Genomic DNA, 15751 nt, shown 5'->3' with positions numbered 1-15751 from the left:
ATATGCGTGACGCGTTCGACCAGCAGTGTCAGGGCCTGGCCTGCCCCGGCCACGGCATCCACGCCACGCCCGACGAATTGGGCCGAAGAACTGATCAGTGATTTGATTTCCTTGGAGGCGTCCGAGGAGCGTTGCGCCAGTGCCCGCACTTCGGAGGCCACCACGGCAAAGCCACGGCCAGCATCGCCCGCCCGTGCCGCCTCGACCCCGGCGTTCAACGCCAGAAGGTTGGTCTGGAAGGCGATATCGTCGATCAGGCCGATGATATTGGAGATCTTGCCGGACGAGGTGGTGATGCGCTCCATGGCCGTATTGGCCTCGCCCATCACCTTGCCGCCCTCATTGGCGAGGCGCGAGGCCGACTGGGTTTTGATGGCAGCTTCTTCGGCCTTCTTGGCGTTATCGCCGACCGCGGTGGCGATCTGTTCGATGGCGGCGGAGGTTTCCTCGATGGTGGCGGCCTGTTTGGTGGTGCGTTCGCTCAGGTCATTGGCGCCGGAGAGGATTTCCCCGGTAGCGGTCTTGATCTGGCGCGAGGTGGTGCGCAACTGCCCCATCACATCGGAGAACTTGTCGGCCACGGCATTGGTATCGGCCTTGAGGCGAGCAAAGGCGCCTTCATAGTCGCCCTCCATGCGGTGCGACAGGTCGGCATCGGCCAGAGCGGCCAGAACCTGGCCGGTTTCACTAACGCCACGATCAACGGTGGAGACCAGATTGTTGACGCTATTGGCAAAAGCGTCGAGATCGGCACTGCCGTAGCGCTTGTTGAGGCGCACGGTGAAATCACCAGCGACAGCGGCGGCGACGACCGACTCCACGTCAGCTTGCAAGGCGTCGCGAACGGACTGACGTTCGGCATCCATGGCCATGACGGCGGCCTTTTCGGCGTCGTTGGCGCGTACCGTCTGGCTATTGGAGCGGAAAATCTCCAGGGCCTGTGCCATCTGGCCAAGCTCGTGGCGTTTTTCGCCACGCAGTTCCAGATCGAGATTGCCATCGGCCAGTTCGCGCATGTTGGAGGCCATCTGCTTGATGGCGCCGGACAACCAGCGACCGATGCCGACGGCCAGCACGATGCCGAGCAGGATGGAGAAGCCACTGACGGCCATCGAGACCAGGGCGGCCGCCGAAACCTGCTGGGTGCCGGCAGCGCCCAGGGCCTGCTGACGCTCAACAATCTTGGCCTGCATGGCGTCGAAGGCCGATTCAATGCCGCTGAACGCCGGATCGAGTGCGGTGGTGCGCAGATCAAGCAGGCCGGTCGTGGCGGTGTGGAAACCATCGAGCAGTTGGGCATAGCTGGTCATGGCGGCCAGCGCCGCGTCGAGTTCCTGCTTCAGTGCCGTATCAAAGATCAGAATGCCGATTTCGGAGATCTGATCAGTGGTCTGCTTGGCATGGGCGACGGCCGCATCGAAATCGGCCTGGGCGCCGGTGTGCTGGTAGCGCTCGGCAAACAGGAAGGTAGTGAGCGAGGCGGAGGTGATTTCTCCATTGGCCTGCAGCGTACTGATGTCGTTCAGGCTCATGGTCAGGCCGGCCATGGCGGTCAGATGCTTGATCATCGCATCGGACTGCTCGGTCATCTTGGTCCAGGCATCGTCGCGCTGGGTCTGTAAATCGACCGACTGCTGAAACGTTTCAACCCAGGTTGCGGTGCTGGCTTTAAGTTTTGCGAGTTCGGCCTGTGCGTCGGCGTCGGAAACGAAGACGGCAAGGCTGGCATCATCGTTGACGCTGAGGGATTTGGCGGCGTCGAAAAATGCATTGGCAGAATCGGCAGTGGGTGCGGCGCGGAAGCCGATATCGGCTTTGCGGAGGACGCCGACTTCCTGGACCATACTGGCGATAGCGCCCGATTCCTGGGACGAGGTCAGATAAGAACCAAAGGTTCCACCGACTGTACGAACGCCCTGCAGGGCCACAAAGCCAATCAGGCACAGCAATACGATCAAAGCGCCAAACGCGGCATAAAGGCGTTGCGCCAGGCTAAATCTTGAAAACACGTCCGACCCCTCCGGAACCGCAAACTAGACGCGTACTTTGCCGTATTAGGGTTAAGGAATGGATGACGAACATGCATGAACGATGCCACCGCACGGGCCCAAAATGTATCGTTTCATCTAATTTAACCGGATGCCCGTAGTACTACATTTCGGCATTCGACGCATGAAGCGAGCGGATCATCACCCAGAACGGGCGTATCGTGCTGAGAACCATTGGACATTTCGCGCGAAGCAGGTGTGGCAATATCGCCATCATGACGGCGCTGCTGATGCCGATGTTCATGGTGCTGATCGGGGTGATTTTCGAGACCGGCATGGCGCTGGCAAACTACAGCGTATCCTACCAGATCGAACGCGACGCCTGTAACAGGGCAACCAAGCCAACGCGCACAATGACCCCGGACGATGCGGTGCGCCGCAGCACCGTGCTCGATCTGTTCGACGCCATGGTCGCTTCCGCGGGACAAAAAGTGACCAGCCGCGATGCCACGGTGAACTGGCTGAACCTCGATATGACAGCGACGTTCACCTACAATACAGCGTTCGTCACGATGCTGGGCATCCCCAAGATCACTTACACAATCGACTACAAATGCGCGGGTATTCCGCCCTATCCCAGGGACGGCGCGGTGGTGCTGGACACCAATTTTGTCAAACCCGACGGCAGTTCCATCCCAATGAAGTACGGCTGCTGGGGCATCTACAAATACAATGAGATCGGCTGGGACGCTGGCTCCGGCCCGGGCACCGAAATTCAGGATTGGCGGCCGGGGTGCTTTGGCTCACTCCCCGCCACGCAATACCCGTCAACCTATGTTCTCGAGCTCGATAGCGACGAGGCGGTCGACAGCAACAGCTCGATCACCAAAGTGTTCGAACTGCATCCCGGAAGGTACGAGTTTTCGGTTTGGTACAACGGTCGCATTACCGACACTGCCTCCAACATCATCGGCGTTTATCTGCAGCAGCGTCGACCCGTGGTGGCGCCGGAAGTGAACCTGTTCCGGTTGTCGGACGGAACCCAGAAGTGGATCCTGTTCAAGCGCACGGTCACGGTCGGCCAATACTCGGTGTATAATCTGACCATCAAGGCAGAGGGCACCGACGACACCTATGGCGGGCTGATCTACGCGTTCAACGTCGTGTATGTGGACACGCAATGACCGTGCCCGAAGGCTGGCCCACACGAATGCGCGCATGGCTGCGACTCAACGAGAGCGGCGCGGCCGCGGTGGAATTTGCGCTGATCGTTCCGATCTTTCTCTACGTCATCTTCGGCATTCTGGAGCTTGGCCTGGCTCTGCTCTATTCGATGATGCTCTCGCATGCGACCGATAGAGGCGTCGACTACCTGGTGACCCAGCGGATGAACCGCACCACACCGACCGAGGCCGGCTTGCGGGCAGCAGTCTGTTCAGGACTGACTGCCACGCCGATGTCATGCAGCGACACCGTGCTCAAGATTGCCGTGATCTATGCCGGGGCGCCGCCAGCGGGTGGTGGGTTGATCACCTACCCGATCCAGAACACCTGGGACGCCACCGTGACCGGGACGCGAACGCAATTCTACCTGGCTGTTGGCTATAACTGGCAGTTCTCGTTTCCAACGACGGTTTATGTTCTGCCCTTCGCCGGATCCGACGCGCAAATCCAGGCCGCCAGCCTGGCATTCCTGGGCGAGCAGGTGCAGGGGTGAGGCGTTTCTGGGCTAACAAGGAGGCCGTGGCAGCGGTGGAATTCGCACTGCTGCTGCCCCTGCTGATGATCCTTTATTCGGTGGTGTTCGAGACCGGGCGCGGCTGGCTGTCATACCGCAAATTCTACAATACGGTGGAAGCGGCGGCGCGCTATGCCGCCCGCTATCCGGAATTCGAGGGCCGCGTACGAGCCAATGTGCCAGCGGTGGTACTGGATTTGATCAAGCCGCTCAACACGGCCAATCTCAACCTGACCCTGTTCAGCACAATCGTCGACAGCGGCATCGCCAAGCTGACCTTTGCGCCCTACAATTTCTATGGAAACGCGTCCACCGCCGACTACCGAACTGCGGTGGCCAAGGGACACTATCGCGAAGGCGAGACCGTGATCGTGGTGGCGGGCACTTATAGCTACCAGCCGATTTCGTTTTTCAGCGTGCTCGGAAGCATCAATTTCCACTTGGAGTACACGATCAACCCATTCTTTTCGCGTACCTATATCTATCAAGCGGGCACATCTGACTGGAACCAATACAATGTGCCGTGAGGGAACCTCAGCGCTGTGAGGGGCATTGACACTGGGAAGGCCCGAAGTGGTCATAACCAGCAGGAGCTTCCCATGGTATTCGATAGTCTCAAGAATCGGGCGGGCGGGCATGACGAACTGTCGCCGATGCAGATTGCCCATCACACCCTGTTCACCAGCAAGGAAAAGATCGCGCTGTTGCACCAGCTCAAGTCCAATGTGGTCGGCGCCAACAGTGAAGGCGCTGACCTGGGGTTTGATCCGTCCGAAATCGACGAAGCGATCGCCGAAGTCCGTCGCGAAACGCAGGATGGCGTTGGCACGCAGACCGTGTTCCGGGGAGATGCATGATGGCCGGGGTCAGCGAAGTGCCACCCGATGTAGCATTGGCACAGCAGGTGATCAACGAAGGCGAGGAGCATCTGGCCACCGAGACGCCGACCAACTGGTGGAGCTATGGCCTTATCGGCCTTGGCATCGTGATCGCCGTGCTGCTGGCGCTGCAGCTGATGATGGGTGCGCCGGGCAGTGATGTGCAAAACGGCACACCGACAGCGGCACCGGTGACGGAAACGGCGCCAATCGTGCAATAAAAAGCGCGGTCCGAAGACCGCGCTTTGGTTTGGCAGACTGTCGGATTAGCCCTGATTGATCGGGGAAATCTGGATTTCCACGCGGCGGTTGGTGGCGCGGCCGCCTTCGGTGGCGTTCGACGCGATCGGCGAGCTTTCGCCCATGCCCTTGATGAAGAAGCGGCGCTGATCGATACCCTGATTGGCCAGCACGGTGGCGACCGAGACAGCGCGGCGCTGCGACAGGTCGAGATTGTAGTTGTCGTCACCCTGCGAGTCGGTGTGGCCGTAAACATCGACGATGGTCTTGTCGAACTTCTTGAGCACCAGCGCGACCGACACCAGGGTCTGGTTGAACTGCGGCTGCACGTTGGACTGGTCGGTGGCGAAGGTGATGTTGGATGGCATGTTCAGGATGATCTGCTGGCCGTTGCGGGTCACGGACACGCCGGTGCCCTGCAACTGGGCGCGCAGTTCAGCTTCCTGCTGGTCCATGTAATTACCGATCGCAGCGCCGGTCAGGCCACCGACACCGGCGCCGATCAGCGCGCCGACGCGCGGGTCGCCGCCGACCGCCGCGCCGATCAAAGCGCCGCCGATGGCGCCGCCGCCAACGCCGATCAAGGCCCCGCCGGCCGTGTTCGACATCTGGGTCTGGCCCGTATAGGGGTTGGTAGTGGTGCAGGCGCTCAATGCCAAAGCCGCAAGGCCGGCAACAATAATCTTCGACTTCATTCAGAATCCCCCTGAAGGATATGGATGTGGTGGCCTTTAATCCGTGTTGAATACGGCAGGATGGTGGTGGGGGGAAGCCTATTAACTATGGGCCCAGCCGCCATCGACCAGAAAATCCTGCGCCGAGATCATTGCGCTGTCATCTGCCGCAAGAAACAGCACCATGCGGGAGACGTCATCTGGGTAAACTCGACCGGCAAGAGTCTGAGCGGCATCGAGGGCTTTTTCGCCTTCTGCATCGAGCCAGTATTTAAGCTGGCGCTCGGTCATCACCCAGCCTGGCGCCACGGTGTTGACGCGGATGCCGCTCTTGCCCAATTCCCGTGCCATCGAGCGGGTGAGGCCATGGGTGGCGGCCTTGGCGGTCTCGTAGAGCGGAATGCGTGGCGACATCACCATCCAGCTGATCGAGCCCATATTGATGATCGAGCCCTTGCCCGCCTTTATCATGGCCGGCGCGACGGCCTGCGCCGCAAAGAAGGCATGCTTGAGATTGACCGCCATACGGTCATCCCAATAGGCCTCGGTCACATCGGCCCAATCGTGCCGTTCATCATGGGCGGCGTTGTTGACCAGCACCCCGGCATCACCGTGGGCTTGGGCAAAGGTGGCAATAGCGGTCACATAGCCAGGAATATCGGTCACGTCGGCGCGGATGAATTGAGCGGTCTGGCCCTTGCGCTGAAGCTCGGCGACCAGCGCCTTGCCGGCGGCGTCTGCGACGTCGACAAAACCCACCTTGGCGCCCTGCGCCGCAAAATTGCGGACGAGACTCTCGCCAATGCCCGAGGCGCCGCCGGAAATGACCACGGCCTTGCCAGCAAGGCTCGGATAAGAGGCAAATTCACTCATCAATCAATCTTCCCGAACGCAGCCCGTTGGGATGGTGGTAGCGCAGGGGCAGCAACGGAGCAAGGCGGTCGGGGCACGCGCCGATTTGTCCAAGCTCACGCCGAGATGATTGGAATCGTCGGCCTTTCAGTTTAGGATCGCTCTAAACTCTTGGCAGAAAAACGATATTTTGTGGGCGTTTGGTGGGACAGCCGCGCGGCGAATTGACCTATGTCATACGGCGCGGTCCGCACATAGATTATGCTGCGTTAGCCGGGTTGGCTTGAGGACGAACCGAATGGACTATCGCTCGATCTTTGAAGATGCGGTCGATACGCTGCGTCAGGAAAAGCGCTACCGGGTGTTTGCCGATCTGGAACGGATCGCCGGCCGGTTTCCGCGAGCGCTGTATCGCGATGCCTCGGACAATTCGCGCGAAATCACCATCTGGTGCTCAAATGACTATCTGGGCATGGGGCAGAACGACATGGTCGTGGCCGCGATGCAGGAAGCCGCTGGCCGGCTGGGCGTCGGCGCCGGTGGCACCCGCAATATTTCGGGCACCAATCGCCCGCTGGTCGAGTTGGAGCGATCGCTCGCCGATCTGCACCGCAAAGAAGGCGCGCTGGTGTTCACCTCTGGCTATGTCTCCAACGAAGCGGCGATTTCGACCATCGCCCGGCTATTGCCCGACTGCGTGATTTTCTCCGACCAGCTCAACCACGCCTCGATGATCCAGGGTGTGCGCCAGTCCGGCATGCAGCGCCATATTTTCCGGCACAACGATATCGAACACCTGCGCGAACTGCTGGCGGCGACGGACCGCAAGCGGCCCAAGTTGATCTGTTTTGAATCGGTCTATTCGATGGATGGCGACATTGCGCCGATCCGCCAGATCGTCGAGCTGGCCGAAGAATTCGGCGCGCTGACCTATATTGATGAAGTGCACGCCGTTGGCCTTTATGGACCGCGTGGCGGTGGCATGGCCGAGCGTGAAGGCCTGATGGACCGCATCGACATCATCGAAGGCACCCTGGCCAAGGGTTTTGGCGTGATGGGCGGCTATATCGCCGCCAACCGCTCGATCATCGACGCGGTACGCTCCTATGCGCCGGAATTCATCTTCACCACCGCCCTGCCCCCGGCGCTGTGTGCTGCCGCAAGGGCGTCGATCGACCACCTCAAGGCGTCGAGCGTCGAGCGCGACCTGCACCAGCGGCAGGCGTCGCTGACCAAGGACATCCTGCGCGATGCCGGCCTGCCGGTGATGGCTAACGATACCCACATCGTGCCGCTGCTGGTGGGCGATGCGCGCCAGTGCAAGGCCGCCAGCGATATGCTGCTGGAAAAGCACCATATCTATATCCAGCCGATCAACTATCCAACGGTGCCCAAGGGCACGGAGCGGTTGCGGATTACCCCGACGCCGCTGCACACGGACGAGATGGTGTTCGAGTTGCGCCATGCGCTGGTCAGTGTGTGGGCGAGCCTGGAACTGCCACGCGAACGAGCGCCAGACCGGTTGACGGCAAGCAAACTGAATTCGGGCGACCTGACACTGCCGGCCAGTGGGGGCTAGGCGCGCAGCTTCTGCTGCAGTTCCTCTGAGCCAAGAAACCGCGCCAGATCTGGTTCGAACACCGTTCCGGCCGCGTCGCTGAGCGGAAACCACTGGCGCAGTCGTTGACTGGCCTCAGGCCATTCGGGTAGTTCCTTGCCCACTTTCATGCCAAAACAGACGACGGTGCATGGCACCATCGAGCCATCCTTCATCAGCTTGTCATAGGTGTAGCGCCCGGCGGGCTTGCGGCGCACCTTGCCGGTGACACCGGCTTCCTCATAGGCTTCCTGGGCTGCAGCCTGTTGCAGCGTCTTGCCCGACATCGGCCAGCCCTTGGGCAGCAGCCAGTGCTGGCTGATGCGCGAGGTGACCATCAGAACTTCGATCACGCCCGCTTCGCTCACACGCCACGGCAAAGCCGCCAGTTGTCTGGCGTATTCGATTTTGGGACGTTGCGGGCCGAAGACGACCTTGTTCACGAAGCGTGCCTTTCAAAGACGGCGGGATATTGCTCCAGTTGCCGAGGATGAATCCCGACTATTGATTGAGTCGGGCTCTTGCAACAGTAAAAATAAGCCTGCTCCTTCAACAGAGCCTTAACGTCCATATTGCGGCGGAATCGGCAAGCTGGTCTGGTAGCGCTAATATTGGCCGGAGGGGTCTCCGACATGAGCTTTCAAGCGCTGGTCACCATGAGAGACGCAGCCGGCGATGCCCGCTCCAGCGTCGAGACGCTGCATGACGCGCAATTGCCGCCGGGCGCGGTGACTGTCGAGGTCGAATGGGCCGGGTTCAACTACAAGGACGCGCTGTGCCTGACGGGCGGCGGCGGGCTGGTGCGCAATTATCCGCATATCTGTGGTGTCGACTTCTCCGGGCGCGTTCTGGCGAGCAGCGACGGCGGATATGTGGTCGGCCAACAGGTGGTGTTGACCGGCTGGCGGGTCGGTGAAACCCATTGGGGCGGCTTTGCCCAGCGCGCCAGCGTCAATGCCGACTGGCTGGTGCCGCTGCCCAAGGCGTTGAGCCTGCGACAAGCGATGATCATCGGCACGGCGGGCCTGACGGCGATGCTGGCGATCGACCGGCTGGAAGCGGGCGGGCTGGCGCCGGCCAATGGCGAGGTGCTGGTGACGGGCGCCGGTGGCGGCGTCGGCAGCATCGCAGTGGCCCTCTTGGCGCGGCTTGGCTATCAGGTGGTGGCGCTGACCGGACGCCCTGACCTGGGCGATGGATTGCTCGAGCTGGGCGCGGCAACGATCATTGCGCGCGACGAATTTCTGGCCGTGGCCGACAAGCCACTGGAAAGCGCCCGTTGGGCCGGGGTCATCGATGCGGTCGGCGGCCCGGTGCTGGGCAAGCTGCTGCGGCAGGTTCGCTATGGTGGCGCGGTGGCGTCCATCGGCAATGCCGGCGGCGTGGCGCTCGAAACCAACGTGCTGCCCTTCATTCTGCGCGGCGTGTCGCTACTGGGGATCGACAGCGTCATGCAGCCTTTTGGTACCAGAGTAGCCGCCTGGGCGCGTCTGGCCGAGCTGTTCGACTTTTCCCGCTATGAGGGTTTTGTCGAAGAGATCGGGCTGACCCAGGTGCCCGCTGCCGCACAACGGATCTTGGCCGGCAAGGTCAATGGCCGCATTGTGGTGAAACCCTAGCGGTAGCCAGCCGCCTGCAGTTCAAACAATTCGGCGTAGCGCCCACGCAATGCCAGTAGTTCCTCGTGGGTGCCGGCCTCAAGAATCTTGCCGTGCTCCAGCACCAAAATCCGGTCGGCCATGCGGACGGTGGAAAAGCGGTGCGAAATCAGTACGGCGGTCTTGCCGGCGGCGAGGCGCTTGAAGCGGGTGAAGACTTCGGCCTCGGCCTTGGCATCGAGCGCCGCGGTCGGCTCATCAAGGATCACCAGATCGGCGTCGCGCATATAGGCGCGGGCGATAGCGATCTTTTGCCATTCGCCGCCGGACAGATCGCGGCCCTTGTTGAACAGGCGGCCCAGCGGCTGCTCGTATTGCTGGGGGAGTTTGGCGATCACCGCATCGGCGAGGCTATTTTCGGCGGCGCCTTCGATGCGTGGCCGGTCGCCGGTGGCCTCGATGCTGCCGATGCCGATATTTTCGGCGGCGGTGAAGCTGTAGCGCAGGAAATCCTGAAAGATCACGCCGATATGGTCGTGGATGGCGTCGACCGGAATATCGCGCAGGTCGATGCCATCGATGCTGATACTGCCCTCGTCCGGATCATAAAGCCGGGTCAGCAGCTTGACGATGGTGGTCTTGCCCGCGCCGTTTTCACCAACCAGCGCCAGGGTTTCCCCGGCGAGCAGCGTAAAGCTCAGGTTGCGGATCGCCCAGGTATCGGTGTCGGGATAGCGGAAGCCGACATTGTCAAACACCACGCCCTGCCGGATCGGTTCCGGGAACGGCTTGGGATTGGCAGGCGGCAGGATGGTCGGCTCGATTTCAAAAAACGAGAACAGATCATCGAGATAGAGCGACTGTCCGGCAATCTGGGTGAAACCAAGCAGGATTTTCTGGAACAGGTTGTTCAGCGTCAGGAACGAGCCAGACAGGAAGGCCAGATCGCCGATGGAGAAATCGCCGACAATGGTGCGCCAGACGATGAACGCATAGGCACCGTAATAGGTCAGCGTCGAGATCGAGGCGAGTGCGGCGCCCCAGGCAGCGCGGGTGATCGACAGGTCGCGATTTTCGATATGGATGGCATCGGCCAGGGTCTTGAAGCGCTCGACCAGGAAACCGCCGAGCCCGAAGAGTTTGATCTCCTTGGCAGTGTCGGCATTGGCGCCGATATGGCGGATATATTCGAGCTGGCGCCGCTCCGGGGAGCGATTGCGGCTGAGGTAATAGGAGAGCGTATTGAAGCGCGTTTCGCCCCACACCGCCGGAACAAACGACAGCGGCAACAACAGGATCAGCCAGGGCGCATAGATGAACAGGCCCGCTGCCAGCGTGATGGCAGTGATGACGTCCTGCGCCTGCCCGAAAATCTGGCTCAGCAGGCCATTGCGACCTGCGGCCTGACGGCGGGCGCGCTCCAGCCGATCCTGATAATCGGCCGATTCGAAATGGCGCAGATCGAGCCGGGCCGAGTGCAGCATCAGCTCGATGCTGACGGTATTGGAATGCAACTCGCCCAGAATGCTGTCGACCAGCGAGGTGGTGCGATAGAGCAGGTCCGACGTGATGACGAGCACGAATTCCAGCGCCATCAGCAGCAGCATCGGATTGAGGCGACCGCTGCTCCACCATTCGGCAAAATCGTGTTGGCCATTGCCGACGGCAATCAGCTTGACGACTTCATCGATGATCAGTTTGCCGACATAAAGCCGCGCTACGGGCTGCAATGCCAGGATCAGACGAAGGCCGATGCTCGCGGCAGTCAGCAGGCGGCTGGTGCGCCAGATCTGGCCGATCAGTTTGCCAAGGTGGCGCAGATTGGCCAGACGATCCTTGAAAGTGGCATCGGCGGCGTCCGGCCTGGGGCCGCGTGGGGAAGAGTCGGTGGGGGTCATTGTGGGCAATATAGGCAGTTGGTGCGGTGACTGGAAGCCAGCCACCGCACCGGATGATCAATAACGGAGCGGACCGGCTGGCTTGTTGCCCATGATGACGTCGATCTTGTCCATCACATCGGCGGTCAGCTTCGCCTTGGACTTGAGGGCCGCGAGGTTATCGACCAGCTGGGACTTTTTGGATGCACCCAGAATGACGGTGGAGACGTGCGGATTGGCCAGGCACCAGAGCAGCGCCATATGGTGGATCGGCAGGCCGGCTTCGTCGGCCAGCTTGGCCAGTTCGGCAACCTGCGCCAAGCGCTGCTTGCCCTTGTCGCTTTCCCATTCGGCCTTGAGCCACTCGTAGCCTTTCAGATTCATGCGGCTATCGGCGGGGATGCCCTTGTTATATTTGCCAGTCAAAACGCCCGAGGCGAGCGGGGACCAGATGGTGGTGCCCAGACCCATCAGATCATAGAGCGGCGCATAGTCGCCTTCGACCTTCTGGCGCTCGAACAGGTTGTATTGGGGCTGTTCCATCTGTGGCGGGGTGATCTTGAGATCCTTGGCCACGGCCCAGGCTTCGGTCAACTGCTGGGCATTCCATTCGGAGGTGCCCCAGTACAGAACCTTGCCCTGCTGGACCAGTTCGTGCATGGCGCGAACGGTTTCCTCGATCGGGGTATCGACGTCGGGACGATGGCAGAAATACAGATCGAGATAATCGACCTGCAGGCGTTTCATTGCGGCGTGGGCGGCGTCGAAAACGTGCTTGCGGCTCAGGCCGCGCTGGGTGGGCTTGCTGCCGCCCCAGAACACCTTGGACGAGACGATGAAGCTGTCGCGCGAAAAGCCGAGCTTGTTCAGCGCCTGCCCCATCAGGGCCTCGGAGGCGCCGGCTTCATAGCCTTCGGCATTGTCGAAAAAATTGATGCCTTCGTCATAGGCATGAGTCATCAGGCTCATCGCCTCTTTCTCATCGACCTGCTTGCCGAAGGTGACCCAGGAGCCGAGCGACAGTTCGGAAACCTGCAGGCCGGATTTACCGAGGCGGCGATAGTCCATGGTGAAGTCCTCTTTGAAAGGCGCATCGGGCGCGCAAGAATACAAATTGCTGAGCGGACGCCGGGCGTTCGCGTTATGACCGGCGGGGAGCCGGTTTGAATAAAGGCTTGGGCGGCGAGGCAAGCCATTGGAGTGGCCCGGGTCGACCTTATACATGAGCGTTAATACGCTCTGCCTTGAAGGTAAAGGGCCGAAGCTAAACTAACATGTCAGGGACGATTGGCGAGGAATTTCGCCAGGTCTTCGGTCACGTGATGGATATGGGCACCACCGGAGCTGCCGAGTTCCCAGGCGTCGACCTGCTCATGGGCGAAATCCTTGCCGGCCACGACATGGACAGTGGCCATGCCGACATCGTGGGGCACCAGCAGGTTCTTTTCGAGATCATCGAACATGGCGGCGCGGTTCGGGTCGATGTCGTAGCGGCTGAGGAACCCGTCATAGGCCGACAGGTGCGGCTTGGGCACGTAGTCCATGGCGCGGATATCGTGGACCTGTTCGAACAGGTCCTCGCCACCCAGGCGCTTGAGCACCGCACGGGCGTGGCCGACATCGCCATTGGTCAGGATGAACTTGCGGCCCGGCAGGCCGCTAATGGCCGAAACCAGTTCGGGGTGCGGATCGACCGGAGAATAATCGATGGCATGGACCGAGAGCAGGAAATCGTTGGGGTCGATGTCGTGGCGGGTCATCAATCCATTCAGCGTGGTGCCATAGTCGCGGTAGTAGCCCTTTTGCAGGGCGCGCGCCTCGGCGAATTCGAGCTGGGTTACCGCCATCACATAATGGGTGATGCGAACGTCAATCTGGGCGAACAGATTGCAGGTGCGTGGATAGAGCGTGTTGTCGAGATCAAAGACCCAGTCGGTCACGTGGGACAGGCTGCGGGTCGGGGTGGGCGTGATGGCGTTCATTGCGGCAATTATGCCCGCTCGTGCTCAGGATTGCATGTCAATTCGGCGTTTGGAGGCCGGCGCCAGTGGCGCCAGCCTCCACAGTCGGATTATTCGTCGCCTTCGGGGGCAGCGACGTTGGCCGTGACGGTCAGGCCCAGGGTCTGGATCAGTGCAGCCGGGTTGGCGGCAGCGCCCATCAGCACCATCAGATTGGTCGGCGACGCCGGAGCGACAGCGACTTCCAGGCTCTGTGGATCATCAAGGAAGGTGTTGACCGCGGGAACGACCAGCGCGTCGAGCGCAGGGATGCCCACGCCAGCCAACATGGCTGGAACCATGGCCTTGAGGCCGGTAACGAAGCCGGCGTGATCGGTGCCCTGCTGCTTGGCAAAGAAATCGATCAGCGAATTGGCCAGGGAAGCATCGTCATAGCGCAACGAGGCGCTGGTGATGCTGACGGCCGACATGACTTCCATAGCGAGCATGCCATTGGCCTGCTGGACCTGCTCCGGTGTCTTGGCGGCTGTGTCAGCGCTGGCGGCCGAGAGTTTGTCCATCACGGCCGGGGTGAAACCCGTCAGGTCAGCAAGAAAGCTGACCGCGCCCTTTTCATTGAGGCTAATGGTGAAATTGTCGATCACCACATGGCCATCGGCCATATCCCAGGTCATCGACTCATCGATATCGCCGCTGACCTTGGTCAGGCCAAGCTCGGTAATGATGGCACCGGCGCTCGGATCTTCCTCGCCGACGGTGCTCAGATCAGCCTTGAAGCCGTTCAAATCAAAGGTGGAGGCAACGCTTGCAAGATCTGGGCTGCCCTGCGCGGGATCAAAGGCGTTGCTTGCCGAGATCGTGTCGATCGACAGCACTTCAGCGCCGGCGCGGGTGACGACGAGTGGGCCGGCTCCAAGCGAGCCAATCATCTGCAGCGAATTGACAAAGCTCGGCTTGTCGCCGCCGGGAACATAGAGGCTATCGAGTTCGATGTTCTTTAGCGAGAGGTGGCCGGGCGTCTTGGCATCGACAATGTCGTATTCGACATCGGGCATGGTGACGCTTTCGGCGGTGTAGCTGCCGTCGGTGCCTTCGGCGACGTTGGTGAAGGTGATGTCCTGATCGAGCGACAGCGGTTCGGCGGCCGCGTCAGCCTTGAGGCCGATCTTGACGCCCTTGACGATGACGTTCTCGCCGTCGGCTGATACGGCACCGGGCTTGATGTCATAACCAACGGCACCGTAGGCGGCGACGAGGCGATCGACGAATTTCTGGGCATCCAGGGCCATGGCCGGCTGGATCAGCACGGCGCTGGCGACGGTCGCGAGCAAGGCCAGGCGCGTCGTGGTGGTAAACTTCATCTCTCTCTCCGGTAGAGTTGGCGTGAATTGAATTTCCCGAGATGCCCGTCTGATGCGAGGCGGTCCGGGGCAGCAGAAACGCTTTACTCGAAGCACGAAATGGCCTGTCGGCGCTGTAATTGCAACTGAGTGCAGCAGAAACAGCGCGTTGACCGGCGTTTAAGCGGAATAAACAGTTAAAAGGCCCTGTTTGGCTAGTGTTTTCGCATTTGTGCATATTGCTGCAGCAGTTTGACTATCGGCAAGCCCGATGAACCCTGCATGAACCGCAGGATGGCCATGACGAAAATCGGCAATCAATCACTTGATTGAGGGCGGCGTCAGGTATATGAGACTGCCCATCGCAGCCCGCCTGAGCTCAGCCGAACCATGTCAACGCACACCCCGCCGCTAAAACGTGAAAGCAGTGACGAACGCAAACTGGCGATCGCCCAGGCGGCGCGTGAACTGATCATCGAGAAGGGTTTTGAGGGGTTGCGGACCCGCGATATTGCCGAGCGCGTCGGCATCAATATCGCCACCCTGCACTATCATGTGCCAACCAAGAATGCGCTGATTGCGCTGGTTGCCGAAACGATCCGCGACCAGTTCAGCGCGCAATCGGCCCGCCGGCCCCGGACCGGCCTGTCCCCGTTGGTGCAGTTGCGAATGGAATTTGAAGACCAGCGCGAAACCCTGCTCGAAACGCCCGACCTGATCGTGCTGATGACCGAACTGATACAGCGGGCGCGCCGCGACGCCGCCGTCGAATGCGTCATGCGACCCCTGTACGACTACTGGGTCGGCCAGTTCGTCGAAATTTACGCCGCCGGTCGGCTCGATGGCACCTTTCGGCCCGATATCGATCCGGTCGCGGCCGCCAATATCACCACTGGCGCGGTGGGAGACCATTGGCGCCAGAGTGACACCAGCATTGCCCTCTATGACCGCATCGCCGCGGAACTGGAACGGGCCTTTCTCAACCCAGTTTCTTCAAAGGACTGACAC

Annotated in this window: 16 protein-coding genes; 8 read left to right on the top strand and 8 right to left on the bottom strand. The window is 60.8% G+C overall.

Annotated elements, in window-relative coordinates; genetic code table 11:
• Positions 1–2009 (bottom strand): methyl-accepting chemotaxis protein (locus ABIT12_RS10670; RefSeq protein WP_348044149.1); only part of this gene is annotated, 2009 nt, incomplete at its 3' end.
• Positions 2010–2209: 200 nt separating this feature from the next.
• Here ABIT12_RS10670 and ABIT12_RS10665 point away from each other — a divergent pair.
• The 5 genes from ABIT12_RS10665 to ABIT12_RS10645 all read left to right on the top strand — a co-directional run bounded on the left by ABIT12_RS10665 (position 2210) and on the right by ABIT12_RS10645 (position 4825).
• On the top strand, positions 2210–3172 hold the full coding sequence (locus ABIT12_RS10665; protein ID WP_348044147.1) for a hypothetical protein: 963 nt from the start codon (positions 2210–2212) through the stop codon (positions 3170–3172).
• A 26-nt stretch (positions 3173–3198) separates the two neighbouring features.
• On the top strand, positions 3199–3705 hold the full coding sequence (locus ABIT12_RS10660) for a TadE/TadG family type IV pilus assembly protein (protein WP_348044145.1): 507 nt from the start codon (positions 3199–3201) through the stop codon (positions 3703–3705).
• The gene (locus ABIT12_RS10655; protein ID WP_348044143.1) at positions 3702–4253 is read left to right on the top strand and encodes a TadE/TadG family type IV pilus assembly protein; all 552 of its coding nucleotides are present in this window, start codon (positions 3702–3704) and stop codon (positions 4251–4253) included. The genes ABIT12_RS10660 and ABIT12_RS10655 overlap by 4 nt, the downstream gene beginning before the upstream one ends.
• Before the next feature lie 72 nt (positions 4254–4325).
• Positions 4326–4583, top strand: a complete 258-nt coding sequence (locus ABIT12_RS10650; RefSeq protein ID WP_348044141.1) for a hypothetical protein — start codon at positions 4326–4328, stop codon at positions 4581–4583.
• Entirely contained in the window at positions 4583–4825 is a 243-nt protein-coding gene (locus ABIT12_RS10645) for a hypothetical protein (RefSeq protein WP_348044139.1), read from the top strand. The genes ABIT12_RS10650 and ABIT12_RS10645 overlap by 1 nt, the downstream gene beginning before the upstream one ends.
• Positions 4826–4870: 45 nt before the next feature.
• Here ABIT12_RS10645 and ABIT12_RS10640 read toward each other — a convergent pair whose 3' ends face one another.
• Positions 4871–5539, bottom strand: a complete 669-nt coding sequence (locus tag ABIT12_RS10640) for an OmpA family protein (RefSeq protein ID WP_348044137.1) — start codon at positions 5537–5539, stop codon at positions 4871–4873.
• A gap of 81 nt (positions 5540–5620) precedes the next feature.
• Positions 5621–6391: an SDR family oxidoreductase gene (locus ABIT12_RS10635; protein ID WP_348044135.1), complete on the bottom strand. Its 771-nt coding sequence runs from the start codon at positions 6389–6391 to the stop codon at positions 5621–5623.
• A 277-nt stretch (positions 6392–6668) separates the two neighbouring features.
• Here ABIT12_RS10635 and hemA point away from each other — a divergent pair, with 277 nt between their 5' ends.
• Positions 6669–7949, top strand: coding sequence for a 5-aminolevulinate synthase (gene hemA, locus ABIT12_RS10630; RefSeq protein ID WP_348044133.1), 1281 nt, complete (start codon positions 6669–6671; stop codon positions 7947–7949).
• On the opposite strand, the gene ABIT12_RS10625 is transcribed toward hemA, so the two are convergent.
• A complete protein-coding gene (locus ABIT12_RS10625) occupies positions 7946–8410 on the bottom strand; it encodes an NUDIX hydrolase (protein WP_348044131.1) in 465 nt (154 codons plus the stop codon). The genes hemA and ABIT12_RS10625 overlap by 4 nt on opposite strands.
• Positions 8411–8599: 189 nt before the next feature.
• On the opposite strand from ABIT12_RS10625, the gene ABIT12_RS10620 reads away from it, so the two are divergent.
• On the top strand, positions 8600–9586 hold the full coding sequence (locus ABIT12_RS10620) for an MDR family oxidoreductase (RefSeq protein WP_348044129.1): 987 nt from the start codon (positions 8600–8602) through the stop codon (positions 9584–9586).
• Here ABIT12_RS10620 and ABIT12_RS10615 read toward each other — a convergent pair.
• The 4 genes from ABIT12_RS10615 to ABIT12_RS10600 all read right to left on the bottom strand — a co-directional run bounded on the left by ABIT12_RS10615 (position 9583) and on the right by ABIT12_RS10600 (position 14764).
• Positions 9583–11463: an ABC transporter ATP-binding protein gene (locus ABIT12_RS10615; protein ID WP_348044127.1), complete on the bottom strand. Its 1881-nt coding sequence runs from the start codon at positions 11461–11463 to the stop codon at positions 9583–9585. The two genes, ABIT12_RS10620 and ABIT12_RS10615, sit on opposite strands and share 4 nt — an antisense overlap.
• Positions 11464–11520: 57 nt before the next feature.
• Positions 11521–12510, bottom strand: coding sequence for an aldo/keto reductase (locus ABIT12_RS10610; protein WP_348044125.1), 990 nt, complete (start codon positions 12508–12510; stop codon positions 11521–11523).
• Between the two features lie 209 nt (positions 12511–12719).
• The gene (locus ABIT12_RS10605) at positions 12720–13424 is read right to left on the bottom strand and encodes a pyrimidine 5'-nucleotidase (protein ID WP_348044123.1); all 705 of its coding nucleotides are present in this window, start codon (positions 13422–13424) and stop codon (positions 12720–12722) included.
• Between the two features lie 89 nt (positions 13425–13513).
• Positions 13514–14764 carry a hypothetical protein gene (locus ABIT12_RS10600; RefSeq protein ID WP_348044121.1) on the bottom strand — a complete coding sequence of 417 codons (1251 nt, stop codon included), beginning with the start codon at positions 14762–14764 and terminating at the stop codon, positions 13514–13516.
• Between the two features lie 369 nt (positions 14765–15133).
• Between ABIT12_RS10600 and ABIT12_RS10595 the strand changes: the two genes are divergently transcribed.
• A complete protein-coding gene (locus ABIT12_RS10595; protein WP_348044119.1) occupies positions 15134–15748 on the top strand; it encodes a TetR/AcrR family transcriptional regulator in 615 nt (204 codons plus the stop codon).
• The last annotated feature ends 3 nt before the right edge of the window (positions 15749–15751 follow it).

It is taken from the genome of Devosia sp., from assembly GCF_039927955.1.
In the GTDB taxonomy this organism is placed as follows: domain Bacteria; phylum Pseudomonadota; class Alphaproteobacteria; order Rhizobiales; family Devosiaceae; genus Devosia.
This window is presented reverse-complemented; position numbering and strand designations above follow the sequence as displayed.